This window comes from Tepidiforma bonchosmolovskayae, from assembly GCF_008838325.1.
Taxonomy (GTDB): domain Bacteria; phylum Chloroflexota; class Dehalococcoidia; order Tepidiformales; family Tepidiformaceae; genus Tepidiforma; species Tepidiforma bonchosmolovskayae.
In genome coordinates this window covers 1,420,835-1,434,792 of the sequence record NZ_CP042829.1, presented here as the reverse complement: position 1 = coordinate 1,434,792, position 13,958 = coordinate 1,420,835, and the positions used below count along the sequence as shown (strand labels likewise).

The 13,958-nt window shown below is 69.8% G+C and carries 15 protein-coding genes; 3 read left to right on the top strand and 12 right to left on the bottom strand.

Annotated elements, in window-relative coordinates; translation table 11 throughout:
- Window positions 1-6 precede the first annotated feature (6 nt).
- The 11 genes from Tbon_RS07140 to Tbon_RS07090 all read right to left on the bottom strand — a co-directional run bounded on the left by Tbon_RS07140 (window position 7) and on the right by Tbon_RS07090 (window position 10,025).
- The gene (locus Tbon_RS07140) at window positions 7-2,184 is read right to left on the bottom strand and encodes an HD family phosphohydrolase (protein ID WP_158066994.1); all 2,178 of its coding nucleotides are present in this window, start codon (window positions 2,182-2,184) and stop codon (window positions 7-9) included.
- Between the two features lie 50 nt (window positions 2,185-2,234).
- Window positions 2,235-2,960: an HAD family hydrolase gene (locus Tbon_RS07135; protein WP_158066993.1), complete on the bottom strand. Its 726-nt coding sequence runs from the start codon at window positions 2,958-2,960 to the stop codon at window positions 2,235-2,237.
- A 12-nt stretch (window positions 2,961-2,972) separates the two neighbouring features.
- Window positions 2,973-3,470, bottom strand: a complete 498-nt coding sequence (locus Tbon_RS07130) for a GatB/YqeY domain-containing protein (protein WP_158066992.1) — start codon at window positions 3,468-3,470, stop codon at window positions 2,973-2,975.
- Window positions 3,471-3,547: 77 nt separating this feature from the next.
- The gene (gene rpsU / locus Tbon_RS07125; protein WP_098502930.1) at window positions 3,548-3,763 is read right to left on the bottom strand and encodes a 30S ribosomal protein S21; all 216 of its coding nucleotides are present in this window, start codon (window positions 3,761-3,763) and stop codon (window positions 3,548-3,550) included.
- Between the two features lie 79 nt (window positions 3,764-3,842).
- Window positions 3,843-4,307, bottom strand: a complete 465-nt coding sequence (locus Tbon_RS07120) for a DnaJ family domain-containing protein (RefSeq protein WP_158066991.1) — start codon at window positions 4,305-4,307, stop codon at window positions 3,843-3,845.
- A 76-nt stretch (window positions 4,308-4,383) separates the two neighbouring features.
- The gene (locus tag Tbon_RS07115) at window positions 4,384-4,686 is read right to left on the bottom strand and encodes a hypothetical protein (RefSeq protein WP_158066990.1); all 303 of its coding nucleotides are present in this window, start codon (window positions 4,684-4,686) and stop codon (window positions 4,384-4,386) included.
- Window positions 4,687-4,825: 139 nt separating this feature from the next.
- Window positions 4,826-6,676 carry a LysM peptidoglycan-binding domain-containing protein gene (locus Tbon_RS07110; RefSeq protein WP_158066989.1) on the bottom strand — a complete coding sequence of 617 codons (1,851 nt, stop codon included), beginning with the start codon at window positions 6,674-6,676 and terminating at the stop codon, window positions 4,826-4,828.
- A 16-nt stretch (window positions 6,677-6,692) separates the two neighbouring features.
- Complete coding sequence (locus Tbon_RS07105; RefSeq protein WP_158066988.1) at window positions 6,693-7,301, bottom strand: QcrA and Rieske domain-containing protein; 609 nt, start codon at window positions 7,299-7,301, stop codon at window positions 6,693-6,695.
- A 1-nt stretch (window position 7,302) separates the two neighbouring features.
- Window positions 7,303-8,193, bottom strand: coding sequence for a cytochrome b family protein (locus Tbon_RS07100; RefSeq protein ID WP_158066987.1), 891 nt, complete (start codon window positions 8,191-8,193; stop codon window positions 7,303-7,305).
- Window positions 8,194-8,229: 36 nt separating this feature from the next.
- On the bottom strand, window positions 8,230-8,982 hold the full coding sequence (gene extP, locus Tbon_RS07095) for a selenite/tellurite reduction operon b-type cytochrome ExtP (RefSeq protein WP_098502925.1): 753 nt from the start codon (window positions 8,980-8,982) through the stop codon (window positions 8,230-8,232).
- A gap of 302 nt (window positions 8,983-9,284) precedes the next feature.
- Window positions 9,285-10,025 carry a dolichyl-phosphate beta-glucosyltransferase gene (locus Tbon_RS07090; RefSeq protein WP_158066986.1) on the bottom strand — a complete coding sequence of 247 codons (741 nt, stop codon included), beginning with the start codon at window positions 10,023-10,025 and terminating at the stop codon, window positions 9,285-9,287.
- Window positions 10,026-10,365: 340 nt separating this feature from the next.
- Here Tbon_RS07090 and Tbon_RS07085 point away from each other — a divergent pair, with 340 nt between their 5' ends.
- The 3 genes from Tbon_RS07085 (at window position 10,366) to Tbon_RS07075 (ending at window position 12,536) form a co-directional block, all read left to right on the top strand.
- Entirely contained in the window at window positions 10,366-11,061 is a 696-nt protein-coding gene (locus Tbon_RS07085; protein WP_158066985.1) for a ubiquinone/menaquinone biosynthesis methyltransferase, read from the top strand.
- Complete coding sequence (locus tag Tbon_RS07080) at window positions 11,058-11,969, top strand: 1,4-dihydroxy-2-naphthoate polyprenyltransferase (RefSeq protein ID WP_158066984.1); 912 nt, start codon at window positions 11,058-11,060, stop codon at window positions 11,967-11,969. The genes Tbon_RS07085 and Tbon_RS07080 overlap by 4 nt, the downstream gene beginning before the upstream one ends.
- 84 nt (window positions 11,970-12,053) lie before the next feature.
- Window positions 12,054-12,536 carry a hypothetical protein gene (locus Tbon_RS07075; RefSeq protein WP_158066983.1) on the top strand — a complete coding sequence of 161 codons (483 nt, stop codon included), beginning with the start codon at window positions 12,054-12,056 and terminating at the stop codon, window positions 12,534-12,536.
- On the opposite strand, the gene Tbon_RS07070 is transcribed toward Tbon_RS07075, so the two are convergent.
- Window positions 12,533-13,879 (bottom strand): MFS transporter, encoded by a 1,347-nt coding sequence (locus tag Tbon_RS07070; RefSeq protein ID WP_158066982.1) that lies wholly within the window; start codon window positions 13,877-13,879, stop codon window positions 12,533-12,535. The genes Tbon_RS07075 and Tbon_RS07070 overlap by 4 nt on opposite strands.
- Window positions 13,880-13,958 lie beyond the last annotated feature (79 nt).

Sequence of the window (13,958 nt, the reverse complement as noted above, 5' to 3'; positions counted from 1 at the left end):
GGCAGGTCAGGACGAGCGGACGGGCGTTTCGCCGCGGGCGACGGAGGCGAGCTCTTCGGGGGTGGGCTGGGGGTAGCGCACGCGCGGGTGGTAGACGGCGCGGAAGGTGGCTTTGAAGGTGCGGGCGATGGCCTGGAGGTCGCGCATGGTGACATCGCAGTCGTCGAACTGGCCTTCGGCGAGGCGCTCGGCGATGACAGCGTCGACGGCGGCGTCGATGGCGGCGGGGTCGTGGTCGCCGGCGCGGATGACGGCCTCACAGGAGTCGGCGAGCATGACGATGGCAGCTTCGCGGGTCTGGGGACGGGGCCCGGCGTAGCGGTAGTCGGCGGGGTCGGGCTGGCGGCCATCGCGGACGGCGATGCGGTAGAAGTAGCTGACGAGCCGGGTGCCGTGGTGCTGGGGGATGAAGTCGCGGACGGCCTCGGGGAGACGGTACTTGCGGGCGAGTTCAAGGCCGTTGGTGACGTGCGCGCGGATGATGCGGGCGCTCTCCTCGGGCGGGAGGCCCTCGTGGGGATTGGCGGCGCCGGCTTCGAGCATGTTTTCGATGTAGTAGCCGGGCATGGCGAGCTTGCCGATGTCGTGGTAGTAGGCGCCGACGCGGGCCAGGAGGGCATCGGCGCCGACGGCGACGGCGGCGCGCTCGGCGAGGGCGCCGACGAGCATGCTGTGGTGGTAGGTGCCGGGGGCCTCCTCCTGAAGGCGGCGGAGGAGCGGGTGCTCGGGCTGGGCGAGCTCAAGGAGCTGGATGCGCGAGGTGATGCGGAGGGCGAAGGCGAGCAGGACGAAGATGCCAAGGCCGAGGACGGCGCTGCCCACGCCATGGATGGCGGCGGCGAGGCCGATCCAGGCGAGGTCGATGGTGGCGCGCGGCATTTCGAACAGCCAGAAGGCGGCCATGGCCGCGGCGGTTGCGAGAGTGGTGGTGACCGCGGCGAGCGCGAAGCGGTTGACCTTCTCGGCGCGGGAGACGGCGGCGGCGCCGGCGAGGCCGCCGGCCGTGGCGACCATCGCGTATTCGAGCGCCTGCAGCGGGCCGATATAGGCCGAGCCGGCGACCTGGGAGAAGCTGCCGCCGATGAAGGCGGCGAAAACGCCGACAGCCGCGGCAACGACCGCCGCGAAGGAGACCCGGGAGAAGGAGGCGACGACAATCGCGGCGGTGGAGACCGGGATGGCGTGGAGGAGGTAGGTCCGCTCCGCATCGGGGGTGAGGACAGGGAAGGCCACGCGGGCGGCGAGGAGCACGCCGGCGATGGCGAGGGCGGCGGCCAGGAGCCGGCGGTTCGCGGGGGCATCGAACGGCTGGAGGAGGTAGCAGTAGAGGGCGAGAATGACGCCGAAGCCGCCGGCGATCAGGCCGGCGCCGCCGAGGGCGTAGGGGTCGAGTCCGGAGCGCAGGGTGCCCGTGGCGCGGAGGGCTTCGATGTCCTGGGCGGTGATGCGCTGGCCTTCGGTGACGATCACCTGGCCGGCGGTGATGGTGCGGACGACGGGGGCGACGGCCGCGCGCGCCTGTTCGCGGGCGCGCTCGGTGGCGGCGGTGTCGACCCGGAAGTTGGGGACGGCGAAGGCGCGGAGGAGCGCCGCGAGGGCGGTCCGCTCACCCTCGGAAGCGGCGCCTCGCTGGGCGACGAGCTGTTCGACGGCGGCGGCGATGTCGCGCTGCTGCTCCTCAGGGGTGGCGCCGCGGCCGATGGGGCTGTTCATGAGGGCGCGGAGGAGGTCAGCGGCGCGGGATTCGAAGAGGCTGAGGCCGGTGGCATCGAGGGCGATCAGGTAGAGCCGGGCCGTGCTGCCGATAGCGGAGGGCGTTTCGAGGGCGGCGACCATGTCGACCTTCTGCTGGGTGGTCAGGTCGGTCCGGGCCACGATGGAGCGGACGCCGGAGAGGTAGCGCTGGAGGGCGGCAACCCGCGCATCGGTGAGCTGGGGGTCCGGCGGGAGGGGGACTGCTTCGACGGCGGAGGCGGCCTGTTCGCGGGCGGCCTCGGTGAGGGCCTCGGAAACGAACTGGGCATCGTGCGCCGCTTCGAGCGTGCGGGGCGCGAAATCGCCTTCGGAGAGGTCGGTGCGGAGGCCGTCGATGGGCGCGACGAGGACTGCGGCGCAGGCGGCGAGGACGAGCCCAAAGGCGGCTGCGGCCGCGCGCGAAACCGGCGGGGAAGGCGGGCGAATCATCGTGGTGACCCCAGCATACCAGAGCGGGATGGGGCGCCCGCCGCCGGGGTCTACGGCCCGGCGAGGGGGGAGAGCCCTTCGCCGAGGACGTCGGCGAGGGCGCTGAGCCGCTCGATGACGAGGTAGCCGGCGGCCTCGCGGCGGCGGCCCCGGCGGTCGATGAGGATGGCGCGGAGGCCGGCGGCGCGCGCCCCGGCGATATCGGTGGCCGGGGTATCACCGACGAAGATCGCTTCGTGGGGCGGGATGCCGAGGTCGGCCAGGGCGCGGCGGAAGGGCGCGGGATTCGGCTTGGCGAGGCCGACATCGGCGGAGGAGACGAAGGTTTCGAGGTAGCCGGCGAGGCCGAGGCCGTTGACCAGGGGCCGCCAGTAGTCGGCGGCGAAGATGGAGTTGGTGACGACGCCGACGCGGTAGCCGCGGTACTTGAGGGAGGCGAGGACGGCGCGGGCATCGTCGTAGATGTGCTGGCCGCGGCAGGCAGTTTCGAAGAAAAGACGGGCGGCGGCTTCAACGTCGCCGGCGGACGCCGGCCAGCCGAGCCAGGTGAACGCCTGGCCGAGGATGCCGCAGATCTCGGGGGCGCGGTCGCCGTCGTCGGGGGCGCGGTGCGGGAGGACGGCGGCGAAGGCGCGCTCGACATCGGCGGGGCGGGCGTCGACGCCGAGATTGCGGGCCGCGTAGTCGGCGACAGCGGCGCAGGCGGCAGGGACACCGCCGAGGCCCTCGCGGGCAAGGGTGCCATCCCAGTCGAAGAGGACGGCGCGGACGGTCATGGCCGGGGCGCCTCAGCTGCCGAGCAGGCTGCGGACGATTTCGTTGATGGTGCGGCCGTCAGCGCGGCCGGCGAACTCCCTGGTGAGGATGGGCATGACTTTGCCGAGGTCGCGCGGGGAGCTTGCGCCGGTTTCGGCGATGACGCGGCGGGCGGCGGCTTCGATTTCGTCGCGGCCGGCCTGCTGCGGGAGGTAGCTTTCGAGGACGGCGACTTCGGCGGATTCCTTCTCGACGAGGTCCTGGCGGCCGGCCTTTGCGAACTGCTCGATGCTCTCCTTCCGCTGCTTGATCTGTTTCTGGATCAGGGCGAGGACGGCGGCATCATCGAGCACGAGGGGCGGGAGTTCCGCCATGCGGGCGAGCTCTTCGTCGCTGGCGCCGGCGGGCGGGGTGCGGATTTCGGCGTTTTTGATGGCGGAAAGGAGCATGCGGAGGGTAGATTTGCGGGTTTCGTCGCGGGTGCGCATGGCATCGGCGAGGTCGGCCTGGATGCGGTCGCGGAGGGACATGGCGGTGCTCCAGATCGAGACGGCCCGGCGAAGGTGCCGGGCCATCGTGGTGGTGGTTGCGGATGCTGCGAGGCGGCTCAGCGCCGGGCTGCGGCTCGGGCTTCGCTGCGAAGCTGCTTCTTGCGGAGTTTGCGAAGGCGCGCGGCTTCCTTCTTCTTGCGCTTGACGCTGGGCTTTTCGTAGTGCTCACGGCGGCGCGCTTCGGAAAGGATGCCGTCCTGCTGGACGCGCTTGTTGAAGCGCTTGAGGGCTACTTCAAACGGCTCGCCTTCGGCAACGATGACTTCGGACAAGAGCGGCTCTCACCTCGCCTTCTGGTTGGGATGGCTGCGCGCAGCGGCGCATCGCTTATGGTACCACGGGGCCGGCGGCTCAGGCGAACAGCTGGCGCTGGCTCTCGGGGATGCGGGCGTCGAGCCGTTCGAGGTGGTATTCGACCCAGATGGCGGGCCGCTCGCTGCGGATGCCGGGGGCGTCGAGGTTGAACCGGTCCTGCATGCGGCGGATTTCGCGGGCGAGCGTTTCGTACCGCTGGCGGGCGTGGAGGATGGCGAGGCGGTGGCCGTTCCAATCGCCGGTGGCGGCGGCCTGTTCGCAAAGCCGGCGGTGGGCATCGTCGATGCCGCCGAGGCGTTCGAGGGCGCGCTCGATCTCGCGGGCGAGGTTGAGCCACTCGGGGAGGACGCCCGCGTTTTTGAGGATGTGGTGGCCGAGCCAGTTCGGGTCGTTTTCGTTGCCGTCGAAGCGGAGCGGCTTCCCGGCGCCGGGGAGGTTATCGAAGAGGCCGGCGGCCATGGCCTCCTGGATTTGCGATTCGATGGCCTTTTCGAGGGACATACGGGTGCCCGGAAACGGGAGTGGCCCGCCGGGAAGCGGGCCACCTGATGGTAGCGGTTGTGCGGTTTGGACGCGGTCAGTCGGCCGAGGGGAGGACCTTCGGCTGGAGGAGCTCCATCGGCCGGCCGTCGACGTTGAGCGCGCACGGACCGGGCTTGACCACGAGGACCTCGATGCCGGTCTGTTCGTCGCGGTACCGCTTGCCGAGCTGGACGACTTCCATGCCGGTGGTATCGACGGTGACGTTCGGATCTTCCTGGCCGCGGATCTGCATGGGCACGTCGCCGCAGCGGAGTTCGCCGTTGCCGCCTTTGGTGACGATGAATTCTGCGACGCCGCCGGGCACGACGTAGCGCTTGCCTGTCTGGGCTGCTGCCATCCCTTCTACCCCTGTTCCTGATTTGGAGATCTGCGCGCGGGCGCGATAGTTCGCCCGGATCGTACGGAGCGGGGATGCGGCGGTCAAACGGAAAGGGGCCTCGGGGAGGCCCCTTTCGCATTCAGCCGGACGGGAGGTGCTACTGCTCCACCCAGATGTAGCCGAGCATGGGCGGGTGGTAGTCGCAGGTGACCTTGTACTCGCCGGGGGTGTTCATGGTGATCTGGCGGGTGTCGCCCTGCTTGAGATCGGCGCCCTGGACTTCGCCGTTGAAGACGATGTTGTGCAGGCCGACGATGGAGGTGAAGGTGATGGTGGTGCCGGGCTTCACCTTCACGCCGCCGAGGTTGGGCTGCTGGGCCTGGCCGTCGGCGACGATGGTCCAGTCGTTGGCGTGGGCCTCAAAGCGGACGTCGGTGCTGAAGTTCTCCGGCTTCTTCACGCTGACGGGCGTGCCGAGGCCGGGGAGCGTCTGGAAGACGGCGTTGGGGACGGCGTACTGGACGCAGGCGGTGCCGGGGTTGATGGCATCGGGCGGCGCGGTGCCCCAGGCGGAATCCGGGAGTTTCAGGGTCGTGCCGATGGCAAGGATGGAGTTCGGCTGGATGCCGTTCGCTTCGGCGAGGGTGGCGGCGGTGACGTTGGCGAAGCCCTTCGCCACCTCCTCGAGGGTCTGGCCCCGGACCGTGTAGCGGTCGATCTTCGGCAGCTGGAGGACGACATCCTGGCTGAGCGGGGTGGCCGGGTCTCCGCCGTTGGCGCGGGCGAGTTCGGCGGCGGTGGTCTTGTGGCTGCGGGCCACGGATTCCCAGGTATCGGCGAGGCCGACGATGTACCGGGTACCGCTCGGGAGGCGAATCTCCTGGCCCGGGTTGACGACCGGGGCGCCGGCGTCGAGGTTGTTCAGCTGGGCGAGGCCGACGACGTCCTTGATGCCGTGCGCTTCCGCGATGGACTGGAGGGTGTCCCCTTCGCGCGCCACGTAGACGAGGCTGGGCAGGTTGAGCTGCCGGCGGTGCTCCAGGGGATCGGTATCGTTGACGCCCTGGAAGATCGTCGGGTTGAGGCGGCGGAGGTCGGCGACGGCGATGCCGTGCTGCTGGGCGATGGATGCAGGCGTATCACCGGCGGCCACGATATAGGTGGCGCCTTCGGGGAGCTTGAGCGTCTCGCCGGGGAAGAGGCCGGCGCGGGGCTTGCCATCCTCGGTGAGAAGCTGCAGGGTAGCGACGCCGCGCTTCTCTTCGAAGGTGTACTTCAGCCCGTTGAGGTCGGCGATGATGACCGGGCCGACGAGCTGGCTGTCGGCGATTTTGCGGAGCGTTTCGTTGTCTTTGTAGACGGTGTAGATGTAGCCATCCGGGCGGGCCTTGAAACCGGGGATTTGGACGCGGGTGTTCTTCGGAAGGATTTCGTCGACGTTCCGGTTGCCGTTGGCTGCGAAGATTTCGCGGTAGCCGATGCCGTGGGCCTTCGCGATGGTGGAGAGCGTATCGCCGCCCACGAGGGCCGAGAGTTCAGTGTTCAGGTTGTGGGCAAAATGCTCAGCTTCGAGCCACCACTTCGAGGTCGGGACGCCGTCGACTTCGGTGTCTTCGGGCGCAGTGATGAGGTTAATGAGGTGCTCGATCTGGATGGCATTGAGGGAGCCGCCGTTGGTGTTGAGCCAGGCAGGCATCCGGGTGCCGGCACGGCCGCAGTAGAGGGTGCGGCGGATCATCGCCTTGTTGGCGGCGAGGACGAGGGGGTCCTGGTTCTTGAGCTCGGGCGTATCGAGGGGCAGGCCGACGCCGCCTTCCCCGCGGTTGCCGTGGCACGTGCGGCAGTTGTTGGCGTAGAGGAGGGCGCCGCGCTCGCGGGACTGGTCGAGCGTCCACTGCGACTGGGAATCGGCGCGCACGGGGAGGTCGATGGCGGCGTAGGCCGCGCAGCCGCCCACGGTCATGAAGAGGAGGGCGACGATCAGGATGATCTGCTTCTGGGTGTTCAATCGAACCTCCTCGGGGTCAGGAGTAGGGGATAGCGCGGAGGGGGTTATCGATCGCGCCCGCGGTGATCTGGCCGGTGTTGACGCTCACCGAGCCGTCACCATTCACCTTGATGGCCATGGTGTCCATCGGACGCGGCGCGGGGCCGAAGACGCGGACCCCGGCCTTGGAGTAGGTCGAGCCATGGCAGGGGCAGCGGAACCAGCCGATGATGCCGGGGAAGTTGACGGTGGCGCCGTTGAACGCGGGGTTCCACGGGACGGTGCAGCCGAGGTGGGGGCACTTCCAGTAGAGCGCGAGGATGCCGCCGGTGCCGCCGACCTGGAGGACGTCGCCCTCCGGGCCGTTCAAGTTGACGAGCCAGAACTTGCCCTCGGGGATGCGGACCGGGTCGGCGCCGGGGCGGGGGATGCGGTCGGCGGTGACGGTGACGGTACCGCCGAAGCCGGTCGGCTTCCGGAGGTTGAAGAACCCAAGGAAGGAGGCGAGCAGCCCCCCGGTGAAGAGGGCGAGGCCGGAGAAGGCGCTGACCCGGAGGAAGGAGCGGCGCGCGAGTTTGCGGGCTTCGATCTGGCGGGCGCGCTCGATGCGCCCGGTCGCACGGGGAGCGGATTGAGCCTGTGCCATGTCAGTGTGCCTCCTGCCCCGGGATGCCTTCGCTCACCTTGAGCTGCCAGGGCATGACGAGCTCCTGGCCCTGGCCGCGGAACGCCGTGCCCACCAGGGTGAGAACGCCGAAGACGACGACGAAGCCGGTGAAGAGCGCAAGAAGCGCATCGCGGCGGCTGACGACAAGCCCGGAGCGCCAGAGGGAGTAGATGAGCAGGCTGGGAAGGCCAACGAGGGCGGTGATCGGAATCGCCTGTTCGACGAGCCAGCCGGGGAAGTCGAGATGCTGGAAGGTGGTCGGGCCGCCGCGGCCGGTGCCATCGAGGATGCGCAGCTCGAAGGGGAGGTAGGTGATGCTGCGCGACCATTCGGGCCACGGGAGCTGCGACTGCATGGAGCGGACGTTCTCGAGGAAGCGGAGGGTATCGCCGCCGGAGAGCCCGAACCACGAATGGAGGAAGTAGGCGATCTTGCCGGTGTCCCAGAGGATGAGGAGCCAGGTGCCGACGAAGGCGACGATGCCGGAGATGATGGTGATGCGCCAGGCGTTTTCGGTGGCGAACCAGGCGCCCTGGCCTTCGTTATCGCGGTCGAAGTAGGGGAACGCGGCGAGGAGGATGAGCCAGACGGTCGGCACGATGATGCCGGCCATGGCCGCGTTCATGTGGAGGAGGAGCTCCTGCAGGTTGAGGAGGTACCACGGCGCCTTGGAGGGGTTGGGGGTGACGTCGGGGTTCGCCTGGTCGAGGAGCGGCGCGTTCATGAAGGTCGACAGGATGAGGAGACCGACCGTGAAGACGAGCGCCGAGATGAATTCGATGAAGATAAGGTCGGGCCAGACGAGGACCTCTTCGTCACGCGCGCGGGGCTGCGGGCGCGCGACGGGGCGGGCTACGACTGCGGTTGCCATGCGTTCCCCTCTCTCAACCTGGTGTGAAGCCCGGGCCTAGAGCGGCCGGGCGAGACCGCCGTCGCGGCGGATGCGCCAGAAGTGGACGGCCATGAAGATGGCGGCGAGCAGCGGCAGGCCGATGACGTGGAGCGTGTAGAAGCGGATGAGGGCGTTAGGGCCGACTTCGAAGCCGCCGAGCATCCAGAAGCGGGTCTTCGGGCCGAGGACGGGGGCGGAGCCGGCGATTTCGGAGCCGACGGTGATGGCCCAGAAGGCGAGCTGGTCCCACGGGAGGAGGTAGCCGGTGAAGCTGAGGAGGAAGGTGAGGACCAGGAGGATGACGCCGACGACCCAGTTGAATTCGCGCGGCGGTTTATAGGCGCCGGTGTAGAAGACGCGCATCATGTGGAGGAAGACGAGGATGACCATGGCGTGGGCCATCCAGCGGTGCATGTTGCGCATCAGCTGGCCGAACTGGACGGTGGTGGTGATGTTCTGGATATCGAGGTAGGCCCGTTCGACGGAGGGCACGTAGTAGAACATCAGCAGGATGCCGGTGACCGTGAGCCCGAGGAACATAAAGAAGGAGAGGCCACCGAGGCAGTAGGTGTGGGTGATTTTGACGTGGGTGCGGTGGATGCGGGTCGGGTGGAGGTGGAGGAACACGTTCGTCGCAACGATGAGCATCTGGTTGCGCGGCGTGTTCGGGTAGCCGGTGCGGAAGATGGACTTCCAGACGTAGTTGTGGAAGAGCCTGTCGTAGATCTTATCGGCGAGGGTTGGCTTGGGTGGTGCTTCGACGGCCATGCGGTCTTCCTGCCTTATTTCTGCCACCACTGCCCGAAGAGCACGAGGATCCCGAGCATGGCGGTGATGGAGATCGCGACGATGACGAGCTCGAGGGGTTCTGCGAAGTCGTGCGGTAGATTAGCCCATTCCATGCGGCCGGCCTCCCCCTCCCCGGCTTCGGGGCGCAAAGAGCCCCGCGGCGGGAACTTTGTGAATCCTGTAGCAAGGCTGAGTTATACCATCGGGCAGGGAGCGGATCAAACCGCGAGCCCACACGCGCGGCGAACCTTCACGTTTGGCTGTACGCGGGAGCAGAACGCTCATGCGGCCGGCGCCCCGGGCCGCCGTCGGCGGAAGCGCATGCGGAGCAGCCCGCGGATGTCTTCGATGGCGGTGCTCACGATTTTGACCTTGGTGTCCGGGTCTTCGACCCAGCGGACGGGGAGCTCGCAGATTTTCAGGCCGGCCTGGTGGGCGAGAATGAGCAGCTCGGTATCGAAGAACCACATGCGGTTTTCGATCTGGGGGACGATGAGCTGGACGGCCCGGCGGTTGAGGGCCTTGAAGCCGCACTGAGCATCGGTGATGCGGAGGCGCGGGAAGGTGAGCCGGATGAGGGCGACGTAGCCGCGGCTGGTGATTTCGCGCTTGAGCTGGCGTTTGACTTTCGCGCCCCGGGCCAGCCGGGAGCCGATGGCCACATCGCAGCCGCGCTCGGCGACGAGGGCGATGAGCTCCGGCAGGTGGGCGAGGTCGGTGGAGAGGTCGACATCCATGTAGCTGACGATGTCGGCGTCGCTCTGGAGCCAGGCCTCCCGCAGGGCGAGGCCGCGGCCTTTGACCTCGAGGACGAGGGCGTGGACGCGGGGGTGCTCGGCGGCGAGCCGGCGGGCGAGCTCGGAGGTGCCATCGGTGGAGCCGTTATCGGCGATGACGAGGCGCCAGTCGTACTGGGGGTTCCTGTCGAAGAGCGCGAGGGTCGCGAGGGTGCTCTGCTCGAGGACTTTGACCTCGTTGTAGCAAGGGATGACGACATCGACGCGGGGCCGCGGCGCGGTCATGGGGTGATTGTGGGGCCGGAGGGGGGGAGTGTCGATGGGGGCGGGGAGCGGGGAGCAGGGAGCAGGGAGCGGGGAGCGGGGAGCGGGGAGCGGGGAGGGAGCCCCGCGCCTCCCTTCCTCCCCGCCGAGGGAGGAGGTTGGACCTTGAAGCTGGGAGGCGCCAGCTCGACAGATGCGGGCGGCCCTGCAAACCGCCTCCCAGCTTCCAGCTTCTCCCTGGCGGCGGCTCCGGGGCAGCCGGGGGCTCCCTCCTCCCTCCTCCCTGGGGCGGGGCTGACGGGGAGGGGGAAGGCGCCCCGGCTGACTGCGCGGTAGGGGCGGCCTTGCGACAATACGGCCGATGGCGCATCTGCCCCCGCCCGAGGAGAAGGCCCGCGCGGTCCGCGCGATGTTCGACCGCATCTCGCCCTCGTACGACCGGGTGAACCGGCTGATGACCTTCGGGGCGGACCAGCGCTGGCGGATGGCGCTGGTCGAGCGGCTCGGGGTAAGCCCGGCGGATGTGGTGCTCGACCTGGCCTGCGGCACGGGCGACTTCGTCGAGCTCTGCCGGGCGCGCGGGGCGCTGGCCGTCGGGCTCGATTTCAGCCGTGGGATGCTCGAACAGGCGGCGGCGCGCTCGGGCGAAACCTCGGCCTGGGTCCAGGGCGATGCGCTCCGGCTGCCATTCCGCGACGGGGTGTTCACGGTGGCGGTTTCGGGCTTTGCGCTCCGGAACTTCGTGGCGATTCCGCCGGTGCTCGCCGAGCTGGCGCGGGTGCTGCAGCCGGGCGGGCGGCTCGGCCTGCTCGAGGTGGACCGGCCGCGGAATCCGCTGGTTGCGGCCGGGCACCGGTTCTATTTCCAGAAGGTGGTGCCGCGGGTGGGCGGGCTGCTCGCCGACCGGTCCGCCTACCACTACCTGCCCGAATCGGCGGCCTACCTGCCGGAGGAGGCGGAGATGGTCCGCATGCTGCGCGAGGCTGGCTTCCATCGCATCCGGAAGCAGCGGCCGATGTTCGGCGCCATCCAGTCGATCACGGCGGAGCGGCAATGACGGCTGCGGCTGCGGGTGCGCGCCCGGGCCGGCTGCAGGCGTGGCGGATGGCGGCGCGTCTGCCGACGCTGACGGCCGCAGCTGCGCCGGTTGCGGTGGGCACGGCGGCGGCGATCCGGGACGATGCGTTTGCGCTGGTGCCGGCGCTGGCGGCGCTGTTCGGGGCGCTCTGCCTCCAGGTTGGGGCGAATTTCGCCAACGACGTCTTCGACCACGAGCGGGGGGCCGATACGCCGGACCGGCTGGGGCCGCCGCGCGCGAGCCAGCTCGGCCTGCTGACGCCGCGGGAGCTGAAGGCCGGCATGGCTGCCGCCTTCGGGCTGGCGCTGCTGGCGGGGGTGTACCTCGCGTGGGTTGGCGGCTGGCCCATCGTGGCGGTCGGCCTTGCGAGCATCGTCGCGGCGGTCATCTACACCGGCGGGCCGTGGCCGGTGGGGTACCACGCGCTCGGCGACCTGTTCACGTTCGTCTTCTTCGGGCTCGTGGCGGTGATGGGGACGTACTACGTGCAGGCGGGGGAGCTCACCTGGTTCAGCTTCTGGGCGGCGGTGCCGGTCGGGGCGACCGTCACGATGATCCTCGTGGTGAACAACCTGCGCGACATTCCCACCGACCGGCGGACGGGCAAGGTAACGCTCGGGGTGGTGCTCGGCGACCGGGGGACGCGCTGGTGGTTTGCAGCACTGTTCGGAGTGACGCTGGCGGTGCCAGCCGGGGCGACGGTGACCGGTGACGCGCCGTTGGGGCTCGTCGTCGCCGCCGTGGGGATAGCGGACAGACGGCCGCTCCTCCGGCAGGTGCTTGGGGGAACGAGCGGGCGCGAACTCAACCCGCTCCTGAAGCAAACCGCGCGGTCCGCGCTGGTGTACGCCGTGTTCTGGGCGGCGGCGATCGCCATCCAGCCCTGACCGGGGGCCATCGGTTCTTTACAATAGATTGCGGCACGGGCAGGGTACGCCCGGCCGCATTCTGCATGAGCGGGAGGTGATGCCATGACCAGCAGCGGAACACCAGCACTGACCGACCTCCAGCAATCGGCCCTGGCCGGGGCAGAGCGGACGCAGAACGGCCTGCTCGTCGCGCAGGATGCGCTCCTCGCGGCGCTGCGGCGGCCCCAGCCGGCGCGCGAACGCGCGTGGGCCGAGCGGGTGGGGCAGGAGCTGGCGAAGGTGGTCGATGCCCTGCGCGAGCACCGGCTTGAGGTGGAGCGGGCCGACGGGCTGTACGCCGAGATCCTGCGCGATGCGCCGTGGACCGAGCCGCGGCTGCGGCAGCTGGCGGCCCAGCTCCGCCGGCTCGAAGCGGAAGCCGCCGACCTGCAGGTTGAGGTCCGCCGGGTGGAAGAGGGCGACCTCCAGGGCCTGCACACCATCCGGCACGATGCCGAGCGGATGCTGCAGAGCCTGCGCGACCTGCTTTCGAAGGAAGCGGACCTGATCTACGAGCGGTTCGAGCAGCCGCCGGCGGCCGACTAACCGGCGTCGGCGGGCGCGCGGCCGGCCCAGGCGGGGGCGCCGGGCGGCATGCCGGGGCGGAACCCGGGCTGGGCGGCCGCCTCCGCTTCGAGGGCGCGGGCGACGGTGGCGTCGATGCCGCGCAGCGAGCGGCTCGCGGCCAGCACCGCCAGCGAGAGCGCGATGGTCACGACCGAGGCGACGGCGACGGCCGCGGGCGCACCGAGCGCTTCGGCGAGGGCGCTGACGGGGACGGTGCCGAGCGGAGTGAGGCCGAAGGTCATCATCATCAGGCTCATCACCCGGCCGCGGACCTCATCGGGGATCAGCACCTGGATGAGCATGTTCACCGTGGTGGTGAAGGCGCTGGCGAAGACATCGGCGGCGAAGACGAGCGGGAGCGCGAGCAGGAACCAGGGGCTGATGGAGAAAAGGAGGACGCTCCCGGCGAAGGCCAGGAGGGTGCTCATCATCAGGCGCAGCTTGCGGGGGGACGCGCTGGTGAAGGCGACCCAGAAGGACCCGGCGATGCCGCCGAGCCCGGCCGCGGCCTGGAGGACGCCGAGGCCGCCGGCGCCGACGTGCCAGACGTCATCGGCGAAGACGACGAGGAGCGCCTGGAACGGCATGGCCAGCAGGATCGGGATGATGGAGAGGACGAGGAGGGCCCGCACGGGCGGGTCGCCGGCGGCGTAGCGGAGCCCGCCGAGCAGCTCGGACCAGACGGGCCGGCCGCGGGCGCCTTCGGCCGGGGGCGCGCGGTGGACGTGGGCCATGGAGAAGAAGGCCAGGGCGTAGAGGGTGACGGCGACGGCGTAGACCCAGCGGACGCCGGCCACAGCGATGATGAACCCGGCGAGCACCGGCCCGACCACGCGGGCAGCATTCATGCCGCCCATCTGGAGGGCCATGGCGTTCGCCATCCCCTGCCGGCCGACGATGCTGGCGACGATCGCCTGGCGCGCGGGCATGATGAACGGGAAGGTGCAGCCCATGACGAAGACCGCGGCGAGCAGGTGCCAGAATTCGAGCAGGCCGAGGACGAGGAGGACGAAGACGGCGAGCTCGGAGGCGACGAGGACGGCCTGGCCGGTCATGATCAGCCGGCGCTTTTCGACGCGGTCGGCGACGACGCCGCCGAAGGGCGAGACGACGAGCATGGGGATGGCGACGACGAGGTTGATGAGGCCGAGGGCGAGTTCGCTGCCGGTGAGCCGGTAGGCGAGGACGGAGCGCACGACGAACTGGCCGTTCATCGCGAAGAAGAAGGCGATGTTGGAGGCGAAGAGCCAGCGGAATTGCTGGTAGCGGAGGGAGGCGAAGGGGCCGCCGGCGGGGGCCGGCGGAGCCGGGAGTTCGAGCATTTGGTTAGCGTAGCAGGAACCACCCCGGCCGGCGCATGGCGGCGGCAGGGGCGAAGGGCGGGCGTATACTTCGCGCCAC